The sequence below is a fragment of the Paenibacillus sonchi genome, from assembly GCF_016772475.1.
In the GTDB taxonomy this organism is placed as follows: Bacteria; Bacillota; Bacilli; order Paenibacillales; family Paenibacillaceae; genus Paenibacillus_AQ; species Paenibacillus_AQ sonchi.
Genome location: NZ_CP068595.1, coordinates 984,318 through 1,005,988, shown reverse-complemented (window position 1 = coordinate 1,005,988; position 21,671 = coordinate 984,318). Strand labels below are relative to the sequence as shown.

General features: G+C 54.1%; 19 protein-coding genes and 1 pseudogene. 15 read left to right on the top strand and 5 right to left on the bottom strand.

Annotated features, from left to right (window positions below):
• Positions 1–397: 397 nt before the first annotated feature.
• Entirely contained in the window at positions 398–1,198 is an 801-nt protein-coding gene (locus JI735_RS04575; protein WP_039834231.1) for a polysaccharide deacetylase family protein, read from the bottom strand.
• 498 nt (positions 1,199–1,696) lie between these two features.
• Positions 1,697–2,563 (bottom strand): AraC family transcriptional regulator, encoded by an 867-nt coding sequence (locus tag JI735_RS04570; protein WP_051051646.1) that lies wholly within the window; start codon positions 2,561–2,563, stop codon positions 1,697–1,699.
• 174 nt (positions 2,564–2,737) lie between these two features.
• On the opposite strand from JI735_RS04570, the gene JI735_RS04565 reads away from it, so the two are divergent.
• The 13 genes from JI735_RS04565 (at position 2,738) to JI735_RS04525 (ending at position 15,952) form a co-directional block, all read left to right on the top strand.
• Positions 2,738–3,325 (top strand): hypothetical protein, encoded by a 588-nt coding sequence (locus tag JI735_RS04565; protein WP_233476253.1) that lies wholly within the window; start codon positions 2,738–2,740, stop codon positions 3,323–3,325.
• A 5-nt stretch (positions 3,326–3,330) separates the two neighbouring features.
• A complete protein-coding gene (locus JI735_RS35325; protein WP_233476252.1) occupies positions 3,331–5,478 on the top strand; it encodes a glycoside hydrolase family 2 protein in 2,148 nt (715 codons plus the stop codon).
• 200 nt (positions 5,479–5,678) lie between these two features.
• Complete coding sequence (locus JI735_RS35320) at positions 5,679–5,867, top strand: hypothetical protein (RefSeq protein WP_233476251.1); 189 nt, start codon at positions 5,679–5,681, stop codon at positions 5,865–5,867.
• Positions 5,867–7,036: a TroA family protein gene (locus tag JI735_RS35315; protein ID WP_233476250.1), complete on the top strand. Its 1,170-nt coding sequence runs from the start codon at positions 5,867–5,869 to the stop codon at positions 7,034–7,036. The genes JI735_RS35320 and JI735_RS35315 overlap by 1 nt, the downstream gene beginning before the upstream one ends.
• A gap of 23 nt (positions 7,037–7,059) precedes the next feature.
• Positions 7,060–7,359: a hypothetical protein gene (locus JI735_RS35310; RefSeq protein WP_233476249.1), complete on the top strand. Its 300-nt coding sequence runs from the start codon at positions 7,060–7,062 to the stop codon at positions 7,357–7,359.
• Between the two features lie 31 nt (positions 7,360–7,390).
• Complete coding sequence (locus JI735_RS04555; RefSeq protein ID WP_039833974.1) at positions 7,391–9,865, top strand: GH36-type glycosyl hydrolase domain-containing protein; 2,475 nt, start codon at positions 7,391–7,393, stop codon at positions 9,863–9,865.
• Positions 9,866–10,264: 399 nt separating this feature from the next.
• Entirely contained in the window at positions 10,265–12,220 is a 1,956-nt protein-coding gene (locus JI735_RS04550; protein ID WP_039833975.1) for a heavy metal translocating P-type ATPase, read from the top strand.
• A 203-nt stretch (positions 12,221–12,423) separates the two neighbouring features.
• Entirely contained in the window at positions 12,424–13,365 is a 942-nt protein-coding gene (gene trxB / locus JI735_RS04545; protein ID WP_039833977.1) for a thioredoxin-disulfide reductase, read from the top strand.
• 156 nt (positions 13,366–13,521) lie between these two features.
• Positions 13,522–13,755, top strand: coding sequence for a glutaredoxin family protein (locus JI735_RS04540; RefSeq protein ID WP_020426831.1), 234 nt, complete (start codon positions 13,522–13,524; stop codon positions 13,753–13,755).
• A gap of 140 nt (positions 13,756–13,895) precedes the next feature.
• Positions 13,896–14,042 carry a hypothetical protein gene (locus JI735_RS04535; RefSeq protein WP_202677110.1) on the top strand — a complete coding sequence of 49 codons (147 nt, stop codon included), beginning with the start codon at positions 13,896–13,898 and terminating at the stop codon, positions 14,040–14,042.
• Positions 14,024–14,335 carry a GNAT family N-acetyltransferase gene (locus JI735_RS04530; protein ID WP_202677108.1) on the top strand — a complete coding sequence of 104 codons (312 nt, stop codon included), beginning with the start codon at positions 14,024–14,026 and terminating at the stop codon, positions 14,333–14,335. Before JI735_RS04535 ends, JI735_RS04530 begins: the two co-directional genes overlap by 19 nt.
• Positions 14,335–14,499: a hypothetical protein gene (locus JI735_RS35305; RefSeq protein WP_233476248.1), complete on the top strand. Its 165-nt coding sequence runs from the start codon at positions 14,335–14,337 to the stop codon at positions 14,497–14,499. Before JI735_RS04530 ends, JI735_RS35305 begins: the two co-directional genes overlap by 1 nt.
• 178 nt (positions 14,500–14,677) lie before the next feature.
• A complete protein-coding gene (locus JI735_RS04525; protein WP_202676497.1) occupies positions 14,678–15,952 on the top strand; it encodes an IS4 family transposase in 1,275 nt (424 codons plus the stop codon).
• A 207-nt stretch (positions 15,953–16,159) separates the two neighbouring features.
• On the opposite strand, the gene JI735_RS04520 is transcribed toward JI735_RS04525, so the two are convergent.
• From JI735_RS04520 to JI735_RS04510, 3 genes and pseudogenes are all read right to left on the bottom strand, one after another.
• The gene (locus tag JI735_RS04520; protein ID WP_039838443.1) at positions 16,160–16,414 is read right to left on the bottom strand and encodes a hypothetical protein; all 255 of its coding nucleotides are present in this window, start codon (positions 16,412–16,414) and stop codon (positions 16,160–16,162) included.
• 136 nt (positions 16,415–16,550) lie between these two features.
• Complete coding sequence (locus tag JI735_RS04515; protein WP_039838442.1) at positions 16,551–16,745, bottom strand: hypothetical protein; 195 nt, start codon at positions 16,743–16,745, stop codon at positions 16,551–16,553.
• 130 nt (positions 16,746–16,875) lie between these two features.
• Positions 16,876–18,035: pseudogene (locus JI735_RS04510) on the bottom strand (ROK family protein).
• Positions 18,036–18,439: 404 nt separating this feature from the next.
• Between JI735_RS04510 and xylA the strand changes: the two are divergent.
• Positions 18,440–19,759: a xylose isomerase gene (gene xylA, locus JI735_RS04505; RefSeq protein WP_020426827.1), complete on the top strand. Its 1,320-nt coding sequence runs from the start codon at positions 18,440–18,442 to the stop codon at positions 19,757–19,759.
• A 254-nt stretch (positions 19,760–20,013) separates the two neighbouring features.
• Entirely contained in the window at positions 20,014–21,510 is a 1,497-nt protein-coding gene (xylB, locus tag JI735_RS04500) for a xylulokinase (protein WP_039838440.1), read from the top strand.
• Positions 21,511–21,671: the final 161 nt, after the last annotated feature.

Genomic DNA, 21,671 nt, shown 5'->3' with positions numbered 1-21,671 from the left:
CCGTCCCGCGTTCGTCCGTGTGATACCCGTCCGAACGGATCGTTCAGCAACACTCGTTGCTCCTGCAGGTCAGTGCTGAAGCCCTGCATAAAGGCAAAACCCGATTTCTCCTGCCGTCAGGATGCAGGGGGAATCGGTTTTTTTGTGGTATGAAATTGGGAAGAGGTATAGAGGACGGATCACTCAAAATCAAACATAAGTAAGCCCGATGCTTCCCACCAATCTAAACAGTAGGGGATGTTGGCGATTCTGCTCATAATACAACATTGCGGATTCTGTTCGTATCATAAGGCAGGAATCCTGCACAGTTATACAGCAATGTGTGCCCTCATTGCCTGTAAACAGGAGGGAAACCTGCAGACAGTACAACAATTGGGCGCTCAAGTGCTCTCAGTGTTTAATCCAAATTCACGGTAGCGCCTGAAGGGATCTGGCGGACTTGATCCTCTGCCGTGATCCATACATCCACTGCTGACGGATTATAGACGGTGGACCGGGAAGCGGAGAAGCGCAATCCCCGGACAGCGGACAGATAGTCAACAATCTCGATATTGGTGGCATACCAGATATCTTCATGGCCGCCCATCATGGCGGCAAACTGCTCTAATTCCTCCCAGTTATTGTTGTCGTTGAATTCATAGCTGTGCCCCCAGACATACAGGAGCTGCATTCGTGGGTATTTAGGCTTCTCCTCCAGGAATTGCTGTCCAAGCGCCAGCATATCACGGTGATGGCAGGTAGGATGCCAGGCCAGCAGGTTGTCCGGCAGGGTGAAGCTGCCGTGGGACTGTACAGTCCGTGAATATTCGATTCCCAGCGCAGGAAGGATGCTCAGCACCCCGTCATTGTAATCGCCGAACGGATAGGACATGCCCCTAACGGGATACCCGGCGATTTGCTCCAGGTGCTCGCGGTCCTTCAGAACCTCTTCGGCAATGCCTTCACGGGGGGTCATGGAAAGAAAGGGATGAGTGCAGGTATGCGCGGAAATTTCATGCCCTTTATAAAGGGAGGCCGCTTCTTCCCTGGTAATATAGCTGTCCTTACCAAAGAATCCCGAATTTAAATGAAAAGAGCCCTTCAAGCCATGCCGGTTCAGGACCGCGACCAGCTGTCTGTCATAGATTCTGCCGTCATCCCAGCTTAGTGTGAGCGCTTTCGCAACGCCGCCAGGGAAAAGATTAAGTTTGATTTTCATAACATCGTACCCTCCTGATTGCTCAAATGTTTCCATTATGAAGAATGCCAGAGTCCGCAGAGATTAGCAAGTCTTGTTCATAGACGACATATTGTCATCTGGCTTCAATGAGTTCAAAAAAAGGTTTTTTGGGCAGCATAGAGCTTCATACAGAGCTAAGCGGATTTGTCCCTTAACATTTTAAGCCCCAGCATGTCAGCTAGCCGTGAAACAACGGCAAAAATACCGTTGATACGTCCCTGCAGGGAAGTTGCCGGGGCAGTACCGGGAAATCCAGCGATTGTTAAGTCCGGATTCCCCGGATGGATTGGGCCATGTGCAATAGTGTGCGCTTGATAAGCAGCGGGGCGGGGACTGTCCATCCGTAAGCGTGATGTGTCTTCAAGCGATTGCGCGTTCTCTCGTTCAGCAACTTATGCTCTGTTATTTTACCCGAACTTTTTCTTCAGCAGCAGCCTTCAAATCCACTTATGGCTCTAGTTCCAGCCTGCCGTCACGTCACAGCCCGGCCTTATGTGTCCGGTATTCGGAAGGTGTGCAGAGGAACACTTTTTTGAATTGTCTGGAATAGTAATTATGGTCCCGGAATCCGCTATCCATGGCCACTTGGGAGATGGACAGCTCCGGATTGCGCAGCAGTGTGCAGGAGTAGTCCAGCCGTTTGCGGATGATGTAATCCATGGGCGTCGTGTGATAATTCCGGGTGAACACGCGGAGGAACTGGCGCCTCGACATATAGGCCAGATCGGCCAGATCCTGCAAAGAGACAGGCTGCAAAAAATGCTCCTCAATATAGGTAATCGCCTCTCCGATCCGCAGCGCCTTGTTCTCCGTCCCGCCGCCATTCTGCCGGTAATACCGTGACAGGGTGCCGACGAGCGCCGTGAAATAGGTGCGGATCATCAGCCGGTACCCGTCCGACTGCCGGTCATGCTCCTCCAGAATCCGGTCCAGCAAAAGGTTCACCTCATCCAGCTGCCTTGGCTCCAGCGAGAGCATCCCTTTGAAGAACATCTCTTTGCGGAAGAACGGCTCCAGATAGAATAAGGCCTGAAATCCCGGCAGGAGCTTCAGCTCAGGCAGCTGCAGCAGCTGATCGGGATGGAACATTACATTGACGTATTGAATATTCTGCACATTTTTGTAGCCGTGGGAGATATCGCTGTGAATAAAAAATACCTGTCCCGCAGAAACGGGATACTCCCTTCCTTCGATGATATGAATCGCACTCCCCTCCAGAATAACCACCAGCTCCGAGAAGTCATGGGAGTGAACATAATAGTCATGGGTAAGCGGGCATTTCTGAATTCGGAAAGTAAAGCCGGGCTCCAGTCCCAAATCCCGTGCAAAAAGTTTATTTGTCATGTCGTTATTATGCTAAATAAGGGCCTGATCGTCAAGGAACAGGCCGGCCGGATGCGCTAATCTGAAGAGGTAGATGACACAAAGTTGGAGGGTGCTTATGCAGCGCTGTTTATACAGGGGCGAGTGCAGGGAAGGCGGAGTTCCGGAGTCCTTTTTCCCTCTCGGCTTCCACAATTGAATGAACGTATGGAATTGCTGGACGTAACCCGGCTCAGCATATTTAAGGGCGGCAAAGAGCTGTTCCTTTATTATGAATGCGGCGGAGAGCTGCATGAACCGGAGAAGCTGTTGGCGGATAACGGGGAACTGCTCAAGGTCTGGCCGGGCGGGGAAAAGCCGAGATGGTGGGTGCCCATGATGGATATTTTTCATTATCAGCAGCCTGTTTCCAGGGAGTATTGGAAGCGCAGCCAAGGGGAAAGAACACCCTTTGGAAGGGTGGCTGTTTTGAAGCCGGAGCAGGTTTCAAGCTATGTCTATTACCATTATCAGTATCAGGAGGAGCGTCCTGGAGACGGGGACAAGTATGGAATCATCGGGCTTCATGAGAATTTGCTGTTCTTCTATTCCGAGCTGCCCGCGACGGTGGAACCCGTGCCGTATTCCGGCAAGCTGACAACGAATCTCAGGCCGGAGCATTGGGGGGAAGTTATGGAGCCGCATTTTATCAAGTGGGGGGATGCGCTGCCTGACCAGGAAATTTGGAAAAAGCTCACTATGGTGCTAAACGTAGCCGCCCCCGCAGGCAAAAAAGAGGAGTGAACAGAATGCGCACATCGATATGTTTGAACGGTGAATGGGATTTCATGCCGCTTTACGGCCAGCCCCTCAACCGGACTCTTCCGGAAAGGCTGGTGTATGAGGCACGCAAGGTACAGGTTCCTTCCAGCTGGCGCCATGGCTATCCGCAGCCATCAGGCAAAAAGTTCGGAGAGGTCGCAGAGTATGGCTTCATGCCCTTTGATGTATACGGCTATCCAAGGGAATGGGATGCGGCGGAGGCTGGTGTGCTGCACCGGTCCTTCCAGGTGCCTGAGGCTATGCTGGGGCAGCGGATTATCCTGCGGTTCGATGGGATTATGCAGAAGGCGGCGGTTTATCTGGACCGCGAGCGGATCGCCGTCTGGGAGGACGGGTATCTGCCCTTGCGGCTGGATATCAGCTCACGGGTGAAGCCGGGTGAGGAGCAGCACCTGCATGTGGTCTGCGGAAGCTTTGATCAAACGGTGCTGCCCTCCGGGGACAGGAAGATTACGGGGCTTGCAGGCTCCTGGTTCGGCAGAATCGCAAGGGGAATCTGGCAGGATGTATTCCTCGAAAGCTATCCGCTTGTAACGCTGGAGGATATTACGATCCGCACCTTTTTCCGCCAAGGCCTTCTGGAGGTGGACGCGCTTATTGGTACGGAATCCGGCAGCGCGTATGGGGAACCGCTGCAGGTGTTCCTTAAGGTAAAAGACCGGAAACCAGGGACGTTGCCGGTGCTTGAAGCAGAAGCTGGCGCAGAAGCCGTACCTCTGCAGGCAAGAGACGGCCGGCAATTATGCGAGAACGCGGGCAACAGGGAGTGGCAGGAAGCCCGGTTTGTATTGCCGTGGCCGGACGCCAGGCTGTGGAGTCCCGAAACTCCTAATCTGTATGAACTGGAGCTTGAGCTGCGGGCAGGAGGGGAAATTCTCGACCGCCGCACCGAAACGTTCGGCTTCCGGGAATTCTGGTGTGAAGGTCCGCAGTTTATGTTGAACGGAACTCCCGTTAACTTGCGCGGGGATTCCTGGCACTTCCAGGGTGCAGCGCAGCAGACAGAGGGCTATATCCGCAATTGGTACCGCATGTGCAAACAGGCGGGCGTCAACAGCGTCCGGCTGCATGCCGAACCGTATCCGTCCGATTATTTGCGGATTGCCGATGAGGAAGGGATGCTTATCGTCGATGAAACCGCGATTTATGGCTCCAGCAAATCGATGGATGCCAATCATCCGGATTTCATAGCCAACTGCCGGGCACATGTGCAGCGGCTGGTGCAGCGTGACAAAAACCATCCTTCCGTCATCCTGTGGAGTGTGCAGAACGAGATGCGCTGGGTCGACGGCAGGGACGGCTACAAGCAGCATATTCCCGGCCTGATGAAGCTGATGCGGGACCTGGATTCCACCCGCCCAATCATGGTCGAAGGGGATAACCGGCTGCTCCCCAAGGAGCTTACGGAGGTAGAGAGCCGGCACTACAACATTGACGGAACGATCTCCCAATGGGACCGTACGGTTCCGCTCACCTTTGGTGAACACGGCGGCTGGTGGTACATCTGCCCGCAGAACAGCAGCATGTACGTGGGGCTTGGGGCATACCGCGATACGGACGCTAGTGCTGCCGGGCTTGCCCAGAAGGAGCGGCTCTTCGTGGAATATGCGCGGCGCCAGGGGGTGTCCGGCATCTCCACCTTCAACTTCGTCCATTATTTCATGCGGGCGATGCCGGACCGGGATATTGCTCTGCCGCCTGCGGATCTGACGGAACCAGGACCCAAGCCTGTGCTTATTCCGGCATACTCACTTTCACTGAACAACGGACTGCTGCCGGAGGAATACCCGGCGTATCGGGTCAACCCCTCCTTCGATATCATGGCGGAGGCGTTCAAACCGGTCACGATGATAGCTGCCGAGTATAACCGCTGCTTTTTCGACGACTCGCCGATCCGCCGCAGCTTTGATGTGTATAACGATACGCTGGCCGAACAAGCAGTAACCATTGAATGCACCGTTCAGCAGGACGGACGCGTGGTTCATACGCGGGCCTTCAGTTTCCGGCAAGAGCCTGCTGAACGGCGGTGTATCCGGCTGGAGTGGATGCCGGATTCCGTCGATGGTGAAGGGGAAGCTGTGCTCGCGGCCAGGCTGTTCCATGGGGGGAGCTGAAGCATGAGCTTAGTCTCAGCTACAGGCTGCTGTCCGGCAGCTGCAAGACTGCTCCGGTAGCACTGGAGCTGCCCGCTGTTTATACAGGCTCTGATAGGGACTATGAGGTAATTAAAGTTCTGGTTCCTGGCCTGGACCGCATAGAACCTGAAGCCATAGAGCAGCTGCCCGGCGGCGTTCTGCTGATTGTCGGCAGTAAAATGCCGGATAAGGACGGGGGGCTGGACCGGAAGCTGAGAGGTTTTGTGCAGCAAGGAGGCAGGCTGCTGCTGCTGGAGCAGCAGCATCTCTCCCCGGCAAGCTTCCCCTGGTACGCAGAGAGTTCATCCGCGCCCAGGCGGGCAGCTATGAACATCCTGTACTTCAGGGTCTTGGAGACGAGGACCTGATGTTCTGGCATGAGGAGCTCCGTGAGGAAGGGCCGCTGCCGATCATTAAGGCAGCCTTTGAGAAGCCGGTAACCGGGGATTTCACCCTGCTGCTGGAATGCAGCAGCGGTGATTTCGGCGACGGCGGGGACTTGTGGTCGCCGCTTCTGGAATACCGGAACGGTGCAGGAATGTTCCTGGCGAACCAACTGGAGATTATGGATCATCTCCACCGGGTTCCCCAGGCCTGCCTGCTGCTGCGGGGCCTGCTCCGCTATGCGGGCCGCGCGGTCCCCGCGGCTGCGGCACCGGTGCCCGCTGCGGTATGGGTCCGCAGCGGCAGTCCGGCGGAAGCCTTGCTCCGCAAGCTTCGCCTCAAGGGCACTTGGCTGGATAGCGCCGCAGGCTTATCCAGCCTGAGTCCCGGCCTCCTCGTGGTGGAGGCCGGGCTGCTGAACGGGCCGGGCGCGGCTGAGGCCGTCCGGCAGGCTGCAAGTGCCGGCAGCAGGGTGCTGGTGCTGCCGGCAGAGCCCGGCGGGCAGGAGGCGCTCGCCCGCCTGCTGGACCGTCCCGTGCACATCGCGCCGCACGGGACGTACCATCTGGAGGCGGACTACGTACACGCCGCCGTCCGCGGAATCAGCCCTGTCGACCTGTTCGGGTTCGACAAGGTGTTTCTCTCGCCCCGGGATGTAGTGAACCGGGAGCTGGCCTTGCACAGGCTGGAAGTGCCGGACGCTGAGGTGCTGTGCACCAGCGTGGAGGGAACAGCCTGGAAGGATTATTTTGCCGGGCAGCACACAGCAGAATACAGCAGACTGGCGCTGGTCGAGCTGAACCGCGGCAAGGCGCGTGAACCCGGAGACTTTCTGATCCGGATCGCGGCAGGCGAGGGAGAAATTATCTGCTCGCAGCTGCTCACGGAAGCGGACAGCGACAAAAGCCAACGGCTCTACACCCGCCTGCTGGGGAATATGGGCGCCGCCTTCGCGGATGAACTGCTGATCCGTGATAAAGGGGATGCGGAATGGGCGGTGGAAACTGCAATGGTGCTGCCTTGTCCGCCGTATGTGGACTATCAGGCCATGAAGGATTATTATACCGACCCCGAATTCTCCTTGAACAATCTGGGTGAGGGGCTGTACGGCTGGATGAAGAAAAAGAACGCCGCACCGACGGAACACTGCTGATTCCGGACCCGGCAGGCTGTCCGGTGTTCCTGAGCTGCTTTGTGCATCTCCCGGCACTGTCTGAGGACAGCCGGACTGGAAACGTCCGCACCGGCAGACTGCGGGTTCAATCGGACAATGCCTTCGTGATTTATATGAACGGGGAACAGGTTGCAGCCCCGGAGAAGGAGATCCGGCTGAGCAGCGGAATCAACCGGCTGATTGCCATCGTTCAGGGCGGCCGGGAGGATTTTGCCTTCGGCATGGTGTTCTTGAACAGCGACGGTACTTATATGAACGATTTGGAGTACCGGCTGACGATGGATGAGGTAGAGCCCAAGTGAGCATTTTCCAACCCCGAGAGGAGCCAAATTTATGATGAAGCAACCCGGACCCGCAAGTCCTGCCGGCCTATCCGGCTCTAAAGAGCACAAGAAGGGCGAAGTAAAAACTGCCGGAGGCGCAGCGGCTGTCCGCGAGCAGCAGCTTGACCAGTATTTCACGTTCCGCGACGAACTGAAGGAAGTCGAGTTCAAACGTCATGACATGCCGACACCATGGATGAACTACCTGTCCAACGGCACGTTTCATACCATGCTGTCCCATGCGGGCGGCGGGGTCGCTTTTTATAAATCTCCGCAGATCTGGCGGATTACCCGCTACCGGTTTTTCCATCTGCCGACAGACCGATCCGGCCCTTATATATACCTCCAGGATGCCGGAACGGGGCGTTATTGGTGTCCTACCTATGAGCCTGCCTTCCAGAAGCCGCAGGAATGGAGCAGCAGCCACGGCCTGGGGTATACCCGTTTCGAGGCTCAGGAGGATGAGGTCGCTGCGAAGACAGTTTATTTTGTCGGGCCCTATGAGAACTCGCTGATCTGGAATCTGACACTGACGAACAACAGCCCGGCGGTGAAGGTGTTGAATGTGTATGCTTACGCCGAGTTTGGCATGATGGAATTCATGCGCGAGCTGCAGTGGCAGTGCTACAACAAACATCAGGTATCGGTGCAGTACCACCCCAAGGAAGCGCTGGTCTACAAATACGGTGTCGAGAATCAGCCGAAGCCGGAGGAGACGCCGCTGGTATACATGATGTCCGATACGCCGCTGCACAGCTATGACGGCGACCGTGAAGAGTTTATCGGCAGCTACCGCAGTGAATCCAATCCCGCGGCCATTGAGCAGGGAGGCTGTACGGGCTCAACGCTCCTGGGCGGTGACCCCTGCGGCGCGCTCCAGGTACAGGTGACTCTACAGCCCGGTGAAACCCGGACCGTGAACTTTTTCCTGGGGACGGCGATGAATGAAGCGGAAGTTGAGCAGGCTATTGAACATTCGCGGGAGGCGGATTTTGTCGCACGTTCCTATGCGGCCCTTAAAGAGAACTGGGACAGTTATCTGGGCGCTTGGAATTGTGAATTGCCGGATGCAGATGCGCAGCGGATGCTCAACATCTGGAACCCGTATCAGGCCCAGCGGAACTTCCTCTTCTCACGCAATATTTCCTTTTATGCCACCGGCACCTTCCGGGGTGTAGGCTTCCGGGATACCGCGCAGGATATATTGGCCGTAGCCCCGTTTGATCCGGAGGCGGCGAAAGAGAAGGTCCGCCTGCTGCTGGGGCAGCAATATCAGGATGGGCATGTGAACCATTATTTCTTCCCGAATGAGGGCTGGGACCCGGTGACCAGCATTCATTCCGATGACCATCTGTGGACCGCGCTTGCGGTATGGGACATTCTCGCCGAGACCGGGGATGCCGGATTTCTGCAGGAGAGCCTGCCCTTTTATGACGGCGGTGAGGGCACGCTGTATGAGCATTTGAAGCGGGCTATCGATTTTACCGCCTCCCGGCTGGGACCGAACGGCTTCCCGTTAATGCTGCGTTCGGACTGGAACGACCAGCTTTTCCGTGTATGCCGCCAGGGCAAAGGGGAGAGCATCTGGACTGCGATGCAGCTTGGGACAGTACTGCTGCGCATGAAGGATCTGGCAGCGGCATCCGGCCATCCGGAGCATGCAGCAGGTTATGAAGCTATGTATGAGAAACAGAAGGACCTGGTGAACACGCTGGGCTGGGATGGGCAGTGGTTCCGGCGGGCGGTGATGGATGACGGGCGTTTCCTCGGTACGGATGAGCACGACGAGGCCAAAATCTGGCTCAACGCGCAAACCTGGGCCACCCTGTCCGGCATGGCCGAGCCAGACAAAGCCGTGCAGGCTATGGACAGCGTGCGTGATATTCTGGATACGGAGCTGGGCATTAAGAAGCTGCATCCTTCCATCACCACTTTCCCTGATCCTGCGGACCCGTTGACCAATTACAACAAGGGCACGGGTGAAAATGGCGCGGTCTTCTGCCATGCCAATACCTGGGCCATTATTGCGGAATGTATGCTGGGTAGAGGAGATCAGGCCTACAAGTATTACCGCCAGCTGATTCCGAACGTCGCTATGGAGCAGGCCGGAATATGGCGCTATAAGGCAGAACCGTATGTCTATGCCTCCAATCTGTTCGGGCCGGAATCGGATAAGTTCGGACTGGCCAACGTATCCTGGCTGACCGGTACTGCCGCGTGGATGTATATTGCCGCTACCCAGTATATTATGGGCATTAAGCCTGTCCTGGAGGGGCTGTCCATTGATCCGTGTATTCCCTCGGAGTGGGAAGGCTTCACGGTGAACCGGAGATTCCGCGGCTGCCTCTACGAGATTTCTGTAACCAACAGCTCACATAGCTGCAAGGGTGTGAAGGAAATCCGTGTGGATGGCCAGCGGCTGGAAGGCAACGTAGTGCCCGCCTACCCGGAAAAGGCTAGGGTTAAGGTAGAGGTTATCCTGTAGCCCTTGCAAGTTCACGGACAATAAACATCAGCAAAAAAAGGCATCCCGGCAGCCGCTAATCAGTGGTCCGGGATGCCTTTTTTAAACCTCCCAAATGTTCAGGTTAGTCTCCTGCTTTACTTTTTCGCGGATCATGGTATATTATAGCTACAAGTTGCGCTGAGGAAATAAATTTGTACAATTGCAACAACGATTATCATTCTCATTTACCATGCTGTCCCGGCTGAGCCGGGGCAGCATGTGTCATTTTAAGGGCCTTAATAATGGCTCTCATTCTCAGTAAGGACACGATTATTCTCAGTCAGCATGTATTGTCAGCAGGAGAAGCAGCGGAGTATTTACCCAAGCATTTGTTTCTCTAAGCAATTCCCGAAAATGAAACAGGAGAGTGATTTCCCTATGCAAGCGACATCCAAACAACTGCCTAAATCCCTGGCGCGCGAAGGCAGCGCCCAGCAGCCGCGCACCCCGCGGCCGCGCCGGTTCGATCCCAAGGCTATGCTCAGCAATGCTGAAATGCAGGCAGCACTTGGCAGCGGGCTGCTTCTGCTTATTGCCTGGGCGGTCAGCGGCTGGTCGGAGATTTTTTCCATCCTGCTGTATATTGTTTCTTACTCGGTAGGCGGCTGGATCAAGGCAAAGGAAGGCGTCGAGACGCTGGTGAAGGAACGGGATCTGGACGTGAATCTGCTGATGATTGCCGCCGCGCTGGGCGCGGCTTCAATCGGGTATTGGAACGAAGGTGCGATGCTGATCTTTATCTTTGCTCTGAGTGGAGCACTGGAGAGCTATACGATGGAACGCAGCAAAAAAGATATCTCGTCGCTCATGGCCCTGAAGCCGGCCACCGCTGTGCGGATTGAAAAAGGCGGCATGAGCGAGGTTGCGATTGATCTGCTCGCGGTCGGCGATCAGCTGCTTGTCCGTCCGGGAGAGATTATTCCGGCAGACGGTACGATCTATCGCGGGGAATCCGCGGTTAACCAGGCCTCCATTACGGGTGAATCCCTGCCTGTTGAGAAAAGCGCGGGCAGCGATGTATTTGCCGGAACCATCAATGGAGAAGGCCCTCTTTATATAGAGGTGACCAAGTCGGCGGAGAACACTCTTTTTGCCAAAATCATCAAGATGGTCGAAGAAGCGGAAACCGAGGTGCCGGAATCGCAGCGATTCATCAAACGGCTGGAGTCGATTTATGCCCGGGTAGTGGTTGCCGCAACGGCAGCTCTGATTGCTCTGCCGCCATTTTTGCTTGATTGGAGCTGGAGCGCGGCCTTTTATAAAGCAATGGTGTTTCTTGTAGTAGCTTCTCCCTGTGCATTGGTATCTTCCATCATGCCGGCGATGCTGTCGGCCATCTCCAAAAGTGCGCGTAAAGGCATTCTCTTCAAAGGCGGCGTTCATTTGGAGAACATGGCGAAAACCTCGGTGGTGGCTTTTGACAAGACCGGCACACTGACGGAGGGACTTCCGCAGGTAACTGATTTTATTGCCGGAGAAGGATATGACCGGAATGAACTGCTGGCAGTCAGCGCCTCGATTGAGAAGCTGTCGCGCCATCCGCTGGCGGAAGCGATCGTGCGCAAGGCCGAGGAGGAGCACCTTGTGCTTCATGTGATTGAAGAAAGCACGTCTGTTACCGGCTGGGGGATTGAAGGGCTGATCAAAGGGCGGCTGTGGAGAATCGGCAAGTCCAATCTGCTGGATGAACGGAATGAGGGCGGAGATGAGCAGTGGAAAGCGCTGCGGCGGCAGTTGGAGAAGGAAGGCAAGACGGTGTCGCTGATTCTTGACGGCGGAAAGATTGCCGGGATGATTGCGCTGCAGGATACGGTGCGGCCGCAGGCCGTTGCAGCGGTTCGCAAACTGCAGGAGCTGGGTGTAAAAGTAGCCATGTTGACCGGTGACCGCGCGGCGACGGCGGAAGTGATTGCCGGACAGACCGGTGTAGACTTGGTGTTTGCAGGACTGCTCCCTGAGGACAAAGTAACACATATCAAGGCACTGCGTAACCAATACGGGAATGTGGTTATGGTGGGCGATGGGGTGAATGATGCCCCGGCACTGGCCACAGCGACGGTTGGTATAGGAATGGGTATGAAGGGCAGCGGCGCAGCGCTTGAAATCGCCGATGTCGTGCTGATGAACGACAATATTGAAGAGATTGCTTCCACAATTACACTGGCCCGCCGCTCGCAGCGGATTGTGAAGCAGAATATGGTTTTTGCCGTGACCGTAATCGCTACATTGATGCTGAGCAACTTTTTGCAGGGAATTGCCCTTCCGTTCGGTGTTATTGGCCATGAAGGCAGCACGATTCTGGTCATCCTCAATGGACTGAGATTATTGCGGTGAGGGCGGCAGTGTCCAAGTTTTTTGCCAATTCCAGAAATTTAATTGTTTAAAATTGAATTGTTCACAAAATGGAGCGATTACATTGTGTCTGGCATATTGACAGATTCGCTTAAGGTGAGCATAATTAGTACTACATTATAATAATTTTAATTAAGGAAATATAAACCGGCGCCTAAGCCGTCCATCTCAAGGAGGATATAGTCATGTATAAATCAATCATTATTGGTACCGGACCTGCCGGATTGACTGCAGCCATCTACTTGGCCCGGGCCAATCTGAATCCGTTGGTTATTGAAGGTCCTCAGCCGGGAGGCCAGCTTACCACAACTACTGAAGTAGAGAACTTTCCGGGGTTTCCTGACGGGATCATGGGTCCGGAACTGATGGACAATATGCGCAAGCAGGCTGAACGCTTCGGTGCCAAGTTTGTGACAGGCTGGGTCAACAGTGTAGAACTGGGCGAGCGTCCGTTTAAGCTCAATGTGGAAGGAATGGGCGCGCTGACTACGGATACCTTGATTCTGTCGACGGGTGCAACGGCCAAATACCTGGGTATTCCGGGTGAGCAGGACAACATCGGACGCGGTGTCAGCACTTGTGCGACCTGCGATGGCTTTTTCTTCCGCGGCAAGGAGATCGTAGTGGTTGGCGGCGGTGATTCAGCGCTGGAGGAAGCAGGCTTTCTGACCCGTTTTGCTTCAAAAGTAACCCTTGTTCACCGCCGTGAAGAGCTGCGTGCCTCTAAAATCATGCAGGACCGCGTCCGCGACAACGAAAAGGTGGCCTGGAGCCTCAACCGCACCCCGCTGGAAGTGACTTCCGGCGACAGAGGCGTGAACGGCATTAAGGTGCTTAACAATGTGACCGGAGAAGAAGAGTTCATTGAAGCCAGCGGTGTATTCGTCGCTATCGGGCACCATCCGAACACAGCGTTCCTGGGCGGACAGATTACAACGGATGCGAATGGCTATATCGTGACGAATCCAGGCACCTCGGAAACCAACATTCCCGGCGTATTCGCTTGCGGAGATGTGCAGGATACCCGTTACAAACAAGCGATTACCGCAGCAGGCAGCGGATGTATGGCTGCTATTGATGCCGAGAAGTACATTGAGAGCCTGGAGCACAGCGCGGTAATTCTGTAACACCTAACTTGGTATAACAGGAACTGTAGTGCTACAATATAGAACATTGATATATTAGCAACGCTCACAAAACTTGGACTATGCTTCCGAAGCGAGTTTTGTACGAAGCTGATTCAGGAAGCAAGGCTCACAAAACTTTTAGGAGGAGATTTTACTATGGAAAATGTAATTGTGTACACTTCAACCAACTGTCCGCATTGCCGTCAGGTCAAAAGCTTCCTGAGCGAGAAGGGCATCTCCTACGAGGAGCGCAACATTGAACAGAATGATGATTATGCCCAGCAGGTTTGGGATATGGGGATGAGAGCTGTGCCAGTCACCGTCATTGGCGACTTCAAGATCGTCGGCATGAACAAAACCCAATTCGACAAGGCATTGGCGAACGTATAATCATTTCCACTAATAGCCTGCATTAGGGAAAAGGCTGCTTCCACACCGGAAGCGGTCTTTTCTTTCTCGAATTATAAGCAGCGGATTGCTTCATGCTATTTATTATTCCTTGTATTTTTGCTGAAAGGAGCTGGGACAATTTGTTAATCAGCTTAAAGAATTATTGGGACAGAGATGCAGTAGAGCGGCTGCTGGCAGAGTGTATGAAGGCCGGGGCTGCTGAGATCGCAGAAGAAGTAGACCGGTATCTTACCGGGATTCCCGGGAATTGCTGGGCACCTTCGTAAATGGCGAGTTGGCCGGTCTGGCCGGCATCCGTCATGAACCGGGGAAGGCGGTCGGACTCCTGCATATTGCTGTACAAGCCCGCTTGCGGGGCCGCGGCATTGGCCGGGCAATGGTCGAAGAGCTCCGGAGATGCAGAGGGAATGATATGCTGCGGGCAGAGACGGACCTTGATGGCGCGGGCTTTTTCAGAAAAAGCGGATTTGTGGTCACCAGCCTCGGTGAAAAGGATCCGGGCGTGGAGCGCTTCGACTGTGTTCTGCCGGTCAGCAGCCAAGCGGAATATGCGCTTTGATGTTTTGCAGTAAAGCCGGTACGTATCACCGGGATGAGGAATGGGGACAGCTGCGGGATGAAGAGGACAGAGAAGCCCCTATTTTGCAAAAAAAGTCTGCTTTCCGGGCGGATTCGGACTCAGCCGTTATATCGTTAATTCAAGCACAGAATGAGGCAGAATAGGTCATATAGCGGATTCTGTGTCACTAGCGTTGCATAAAAGCTCCCACAACATTTGATTTAGATAAATTAACTATATTTGTGAAATTTTATTTTATTTTCATGGGCATAAACTGAAAAATCCCCTATTGTAAAGATGTAGGTCGTTATCCAACCCCAACTTTACAAAAGGAGACTCACCATGGATAACATACCTAAAATGACCGTCATTCGTCAATGCCTTTCTTTATTGCCTACCTTGTCCCCCACTTGCGTCCCTTTGGACTATGGGGTAAAAAAGCTGCGTACCCTCGCACTATTGCAGCTTTCGGTAACCGCTCATCTTTTGCGCTGGGAATCCTACCGCGAGTATGCGTGGCAGCTCGACGCTTCCCCTGATCTGCAGGAACTCCTAGGGCTTCCAAGCATTAGTGCTTCACAGGTCAGCCGGCGGATGAATCAGTTGCCTACGGCCTTGCTGGAACATCTGTTTTATGCCCTAACCCATCTTATCAAAAACCTGTCCCGTCCTGCCTCGAGCGGGCTGCTTCAGCGAGTCGGGCGGTTACTTCTTGTGGATGCCAGTTGCTTGAAACTTCCTGCCTTTTTGTCTGACTGGGCCCGGGTGACGCGGGACCGCTGCGGCGTTAAAATTCATGTCTCGTACGCGGTGACTTCCCCGGAACATACCTTCGTTCAGCACATGGTGCCTTCCACGGGGAATGTGAGTGACTACGAAGGATCGGATCTGTTGCTGCACGAGGAAGAGGTCACCTATGTCCTGGATCGCGGGTACGTATGCTACGAGCGGATGGACCGCTGGATTGAAGGTGGGCTGAATTTTGTGATGCGCATCGCCGACCACCATCAAGCCAATGTGCTCCACGAGCACCCCGTTCCGGAAGGAAGCCGCATCCTGCGGGACGCCACCGTCCAAATGGGGAGCGGATATACGGCGATGGAGCAACGCGTTCGTCTCGTCGAATTTACGGATGAAAAGGGACGATTGTACCGAATTGTGACCACGCAATGGGAGGCCTCCGCCGAAGATATCGCAGAGATATACAAGCACCGGTGGCTGATCGAACTCTTTTTTAAGTGGCTGAAGCAGCATCTGCGGTTGGTTCGCTTGCAAAGTACCCAGCCGCAGGGAATCTGGAATCATTTGTACCTCTCTCTGATTGCCCATGCGCTGACACTGTACATTCGTTACACGCAAGCGCCGGAGAAAACAGAATGGGAAGTCCTCAAACGATTACGAATTCATGCGGCCAAAGAGCACACGTGGGAAGAATTCATCCAGGAGCTCAATCGAAGGCCGACCCGAACGTCCAAAGGACGAAGAAAGACCGGGGCGAAGCGCAGAACACCGACACTCGACCATCCAGTAGCCTACACCAAAGCAGTCAACGAAAAACGGATCGTGGATCGGAAGCAGAAAAAAGCGGGTATCGAGCAGAACAAGAACAACAAATAAAGAGTGTTATGGAATAATATGGATGACAATGACCTACGCTTAAGAAAGGTCGTTCATTTTCTTCTTGACTGAATATATTGTGAAAATAATCACTAAATTCAATTGTCATTGCGGTTAATGTCAGTGTTTATGCAACGCTAATGATTCTGTGTCCGTTTGAGCTGCTGAATCGCCTGATTCGCCTCAATAGCGGATCTCCTGTCCGCATCACCTGGCGGAGCGGGATAAGCATCTTTTGAGCATGACGGCAAAAACCGAAACAACGGCATAAATGCCGTTGTTAGAGCTCCAGCGCCCGGTAAGCTGCGAAACAACGGCAGAAATGCCGTTGTTAGAGCCCCGGCGCCAGTTAAGCAGCAAAATAACGGCAGAAATGCTGTTGTTGAAGCCCCGGCGCCAGCTAAGCAGCAAAATAACGGCAGAAATGCTGTTGTTGGAGCCCCGGCGCCAGGTGAGCTGCAAAACAACGGCAGAAATGCCGTTGTTGGAGCTCCGGCGCCCGTTATTTCAATGCATTGTTGCAGGTTTGGCCCCTTGCACAGGCCTTTTGACCGAAGCATCGGGCTTTGGTCTATTTGTGGGTGATGTATTTGCAAGCTTAAGTAAAGTACATAATGATTTGAAAAAGGGCATACACGGCAATTCCGCTGACAATGAGCAGCAGTCCCGATTTCTTCCTCGACTGGAACAGCCGGAGAACGCCGAGGCTGATGAGTGGAGCGATGATGAGCAGCAGCAGCAGCACAGTGATGAACATCTGCGCCGAAATATCAGACGTATCAACATAGGTCATGGACTCTCTCCGTTCAGAAAAAGGGGTATGGTGACATATATCACACTTTTATCCCTTATTATATAGGATTGATCTTCCTTTGACTGTACCTGATTCTTCCGTAATTGCGGCGAATTTACGTCAATTTGCTCTAGAGCGTCACGCGGATGTTCCCCAGGAAATGCATCACTGCCGAAAAGCCTGCTCCAATCATGGTTCCCCGGCTGCCCAGCCGGGAGAAGGTGATTTCGAGCTGCTGTTTATGGTAAGGAAGCGTCCGTTCGGCCACCACTCTGCGCAGTGGCTCGCCGAGCCAGGGCTCGGCTTCGGACAGGGCGCCGCCGATCACAATCAGCTCAGGGTTGAAGCTGTTGATCAGATTGGTTACCCCAATGCCGAGATATTCGCCGATGGTTGTGAAATGGCGCAGCGTGTCCTCCTGTCCCTCACGTGCATACCGGACCAGCTCGGTTGTACTGCGGGCGGGGAGCGCCAGCCCGGGATTGTCATAGGTTCTCTCCGAGGCGTACAGTTCCCAGCATCCCCGGCTGCCGCAGCTGCAGGGTTTCCCTTCGGCCTCTATGGTCATATGGCCGGTCTCTCCGGCATACCCGCGGGCCCCCTTGTACAGCTCTCCGCCAATAATGATTCCAGAACCAATCCCCGAACCTGCACTGATATAGAGCAGATGGCGCACATCGCGCGCTGCGCCAAAATTCAGTTCCCCTTGTGCTCCCGCGTTAGCCTCGTTGTCAATGGTGACGGGGACTGCGAATGACTGCTCCAGAATGGCCCGCAGATCAACCATTTCCCAGCCCAGATTGGGTGCAAACAGCACCATGCCCTGCTCATCGACCATTCCCGGCACACCTACCCCAATCCCCACAATGCCGTAAGGCGAGGAGGGGGCGGATGCAATCAGCTCTGAAATGATCCCCTTCATTTTCTCCAGGACATAAGGCAGATCGTGGACTTCCAGCGGGCAGTCCAATTCCTGAAGAGTGCTGCCCCCAAATCGCACAGCACTGCCTTCAATTGCTTCACCTGCAGCTCGATGCCGATTACACTGCCGGCCATGCTGTTGAAATGCAGCATCAGCGGTTTGCGGCCGCCGCTTGATTCTCCCGGCCCCGCTTCGGTAACCAGCTCCTGTCCGCAAAGCTCAGCGACGAGGTTGGAGACGGTGGCCTTATTCAGCCCCGTCATTTCGGATACCCGGGCCCGGGATACCGGAGAGTGCTTGCGAATCGTATGTAAAATAATCGATTTGTTGATTTTTTTGACCAGCGCCTGATCACCGGTAACCTTCACGTCTTACACTTCCTTCTTGGCAACGTTCTCATGTACAGTATGCCACTTAGTCTAGTGTGATGCGCGCGAAAATGCAACAGGCAAGCACCAGCATTTTTATTCTGAAAGGTTACGGCACCAGGTACAGCGAGGGAGAAGCATGATGGAGAGTCTATCAGCTGTGGGACTGCAAGTCTTGCTGCGGCAGACGCATAGCGAGCAGTGCTCAGGGGTACTTTATGTTCATGATTAGCAGACAGTCTGCAGAGAGAATCGCGTAATTGAAGGGACTGGCCGGAGGCCATGCCAGAAGAAAATAAAGTTGCAAAAAACTTTGTTTAACCAATATACAAAGTCAAAAAGATGTGTTAAGATGATGCTGTAAACGCTTGCGGGCGAAGCAAAATATCGAGGAGGATTTCACAATGGCTTATTTTGAATCTGTAGGCAAGATCTCTTACGAGGGAAGCCGTTCCACCAACCCTTACGCATTTAAATTCTACAACCCGAAAGAAATCGTAGCCGGCAAAACCATGGAAGAGCACCTGAAGTTTGCAATGGCTTATTGGCATACACTAACCGCTGGCGGTTCCGATCCGTTCGGCGCAGAAACTGCAGTCCGGGCCTGGGATAAGCTCAGCACTTTGGACAAAGCGAAAGCCCGTGCGGAAGCAGCTTTTGAATTCATGGAAAAGATGGACCTTCATTACTACTGCTTCCATGATGTGGACATCGCTCCTGAAGGCGCATCTTTGCGTGAATTCTACAGCAACATCGATACTATCGTAGATATCCTTGAACAAGGCATGAAGGCTTCCGGCAAAAAGTTGCTATGGAACACTGCCAACATGTTCACTAACCCGCGCTACATGCACGGTGCAGGCTCCACCTGCAATGCTGATGTATACGCACACGCTGCTGCACAAGTGAAGAAAGGCCTGGAAGTGGGTAAACGTCTGGGCGCAGACAACTATGTATTCTGGGGTGGCCGTGAAGGCTACGAAACCCTGCTGAATACCGACATGAGCCTGGAGCAGGACAACATTGCCCGCCTGTTCAGCATGGCTGTAGATTATGCCAAGGAAATCGGCTTCGACGGCCAATTCCTGATCGAGCCTAAACCAAAAGAGCCTACCAAACACCAATATGACTTCGATGCAGCAACAACGATTGCGTTCCTGCAGAAATATAATCTCGACAAGCACTTCAAGCTGAACCTTGAAGCCAACCATGCGACACTTGCCGGCCATACTTTCGAGCATGAGCTGCGCGTAGCCCGCATCAACGGCATGCTGGGATCCCTTGATGCCAACCAGGGCGATCCATTGCTCGGCTGGGATACCGATGAATTCCCTGCAAGCATTTATGATGCTACCCTGACGCTGTATGAAGTGCTGAAGAACGATGGACTTGGCAAAGGCGGAATCAACTTCGACTCCAAAGTACGTCGTCCTTCCTTTGAGCCGGAAGATCTGTTCCTGGCCCACATCTCCGGTATGGACATCTATGCCAAAGGCCTGAAAGTGGCTGCCAAGCTGCTTGAAGACCGCGTATTTGAGAACTTCATCGATAAGCGCTATAGCAGCTTCACTGAAGGCGTTGGCGCTGATATCGTATCCGGCAAAGCCACGCTGGCTTCGCTGGCTGACTATGCGCTGAACAATGAGAATCCGCGCAAGAATGAGTCCGGGCGTCAAGAACTGCTGAGAGCCACACTCAACCAATACATCCTTGCTGAGCAATAAGAGCGGGACTTAGGTCAAGCCTGAAACATTAACGCAACGGGGGTTGCTGAAGAGAGCATTCTTCGGCAGCCCCTTTTTTGATGAATAGACAGGCAACGCTTCATATAACTAAGCAGATGCTTACGAAACGGGTTTTGCTTGAAGTAATTTCAGGAAGCAGAAGCTCGCAAAACTTAAGCAAATGCTTCCGAAGCGAGTTTTGCTTGAAGTAAATTCAAGAAGCAGAAGCTCGCAAAACTTTTAGGAGGATAACTATGAAATATGTAATCGGTGTCGATCTTGGTACCAGTGCGGTAAAGACAGTATTGGTAGACCCGCAGGGGAAGGTGGCTTTTGAGCATTCCGAATCGTATCCCTTAAGCCGCCCGCAGCCGAACTGGAGCGAGCAGAACCCTGAGGATTGGGTACAGGGCACACTGGTCAGCCTGCGCCGTCTGATCGAAGTATCAGGCGTGGACCCTTCGCAGGTAGACGGCATCAGCTTCTCCGGGCAGATGCACGGGCTGGTGCTGGTGGACCGTGAAGGCAAGGTGCTGCGTCCGGCCATTCTCTGGAACGATACCCGGACTACGGCGCAGTGCCGGAAGATCGAGCAGACACTCGGCAGCAAGCTGATCGGGATTGCCAGAAACCGTGCGCTGGAAGGTTTCACGCTGCCCAAGATTGTGTGGGTGCAGGAGAATGAACCTGAAGTGCTGGCACAGGCCGCGCTGTTCCTGCTGCCGAAAGATTATGTGCGCTACCGGCTGACCGGTGACTATGCCATGGATTACTCCGATGCGGCAGGTACGCTGCTGCTGGATGTGGGCGCTAAAACCTGGAGCGCCGAAATTACGGAGGCCTTCGGCTTGCCGTTCTCACTCTGTCCAAAGCTAGTGGAATCATTCGATCTGACCGGCACACTGCTGCCCGAGATTGCCGAAGCTTCCGGCCTGCTGCCTTCCACCAAAGTGTTCGCCGGCGGCGCAGATAACGCCTGCGGCGCACTTGGTGCCGGCATTCTTGGCGAAGGCCGGACCATGTGCAGCATCGGCACCTCCGGGGTGGTGCTGTCTTATGAGAGCAACAAGGACTTGAACCTGGAAGGCAAGGTGCATTTCTTCAACCACGGAGAGAAGGATGCCTATTACATCATGGGCGTTACGCTGGCTGCCGGTTACAGCCTTACCTGGTTCAAGGAAACCTTTGCCGGGGATAAAAGCTTTGATGAACTGCTTCAAGGCGTAGACTCCATTCCGGCCGGCAGCGGCGGCCTGCTGTTCACACCGTATATTGTCGGCGAACGCACCCCGCATCCTGACCCGAATATCCGCGGCAGCTTCATCGGCATGGATGCCGGCCATACGCTGGCCCACTTCACCCGTTCGGTGCTGGAGGGGATTACGTTCTCGCTGCGTGAATCAATTGATATCGTGCGTGATTCCGGCAAGGAAATCACCGAGGTTGTAGCCATCGGCGGCGGCGCCAAAAATGAAGCCTGGCTGCAGATGCAGGCGGATATTTTCAATGCCTCGATTATCAAGCTGGAGAGCGAGCAGGGACCGGCTATGGGGGCGGCAATGCTTGCAGCTTACGGCAGCGGCTGGTTTGCCTCCCTGAGTGAATGCGCAGAGGCCTTCATCCGTCCTGCGGAAGTGTACAAACCCAATGCGCAGCAGGCTGAAGTCTATGACGGATTGTTTCATCTCTATCAGCAAGTATACGGCCAAACCCGTGAACTTAACGACAAACTGGCGGCTTACCGGAAATAGCTTCCCGCGTGCTGTAATGGCTGCTTCACTTTATCCCAAGAGCCTTTCGCTACGCGCGGAGGGCTTTTTGTTGCCGTTTTCATCGAATTTCTGTAATGTATGTGTATTCCAAGGGAGTAGCCTTACCGGGAAAAAGAGGGTCAGGGGAGGCGTAAAGCCAT

Excerpts from the sequence above, each read along its gene's own strand:
- JI735_RS04575 (WP_039834231.1), bottom strand. The coding sequence starts at position 1,198 with ATGAAAATCAAACTTAATCTTTTCCCTGGCGGCGTTGCGAAAGCGCTC.
- JI735_RS04570 (WP_051051646.1), bottom strand. The coding sequence starts at position 2,563 with ATGACAAATAAACTTTTTGCACGGGATTTGGGACTGGAGCCCGGCTTT.
- JI735_RS35325 (WP_233476252.1), top strand. The coding sequence starts at position 3,331 with ATGCGCACATCGATATGTTTGAACGGTGAATGGGATTTCATGCCGCTT.
- JI735_RS35320 (WP_233476251.1), top strand. The coding sequence starts at position 5,679 with ATGCCGGATAAGGACGGGGGGCTGGACCGGAAGCTGAGAGGTTTTGTG.
- JI735_RS35315 (WP_233476250.1), top strand. The coding sequence starts at position 5,867 with ATGTTCTGGCATGAGGAGCTCCGTGAGGAAGGGCCGCTGCCGATCATT.
- JI735_RS04555 (WP_039833974.1), top strand. The coding sequence starts at position 7,391 with ATGATGAAGCAACCCGGACCCGCAAGTCCTGCCGGCCTATCCGGCTCT.
- JI735_RS04550 (WP_039833975.1), top strand. The coding sequence starts at position 10,265 with ATGCAAGCGACATCCAAACAACTGCCTAAATCCCTGGCGCGCGAAGGC.
- trxB (WP_039833977.1), top strand. The coding sequence starts at position 12,424 with ATGTATAAATCAATCATTATTGGTACCGGACCTGCCGGATTGACTGCA.
- JI735_RS04540 (WP_020426831.1), top strand. The coding sequence starts at position 13,522 with ATGGAAAATGTAATTGTGTACACTTCAACCAACTGTCCGCATTGCCGT.
- JI735_RS35305 (WP_233476248.1), top strand. The coding sequence starts at position 14,335 with ATGTTTTGCAGTAAAGCCGGTACGTATCACCGGGATGAGGAATGGGGA.
- JI735_RS04525 (WP_202676497.1), top strand. The coding sequence starts at position 14,678 with ATGGATAACATACCTAAAATGACCGTCATTCGTCAATGCCTTTCTTTA.
- JI735_RS04515 (WP_039838442.1), bottom strand. The coding sequence starts at position 16,745 with ATGACCTATGTTGATACGTCTGATATTTCGGCGCAGATGTTCATCACT.
- xylA (WP_020426827.1), top strand. The coding sequence starts at position 18,440 with ATGGCTTATTTTGAATCTGTAGGCAAGATCTCTTACGAGGGAAGCCGT.
- xylB (WP_039838440.1), top strand. The coding sequence starts at position 20,014 with ATGAAATATGTAATCGGTGTCGATCTTGGTACCAGTGCGGTAAAGACA.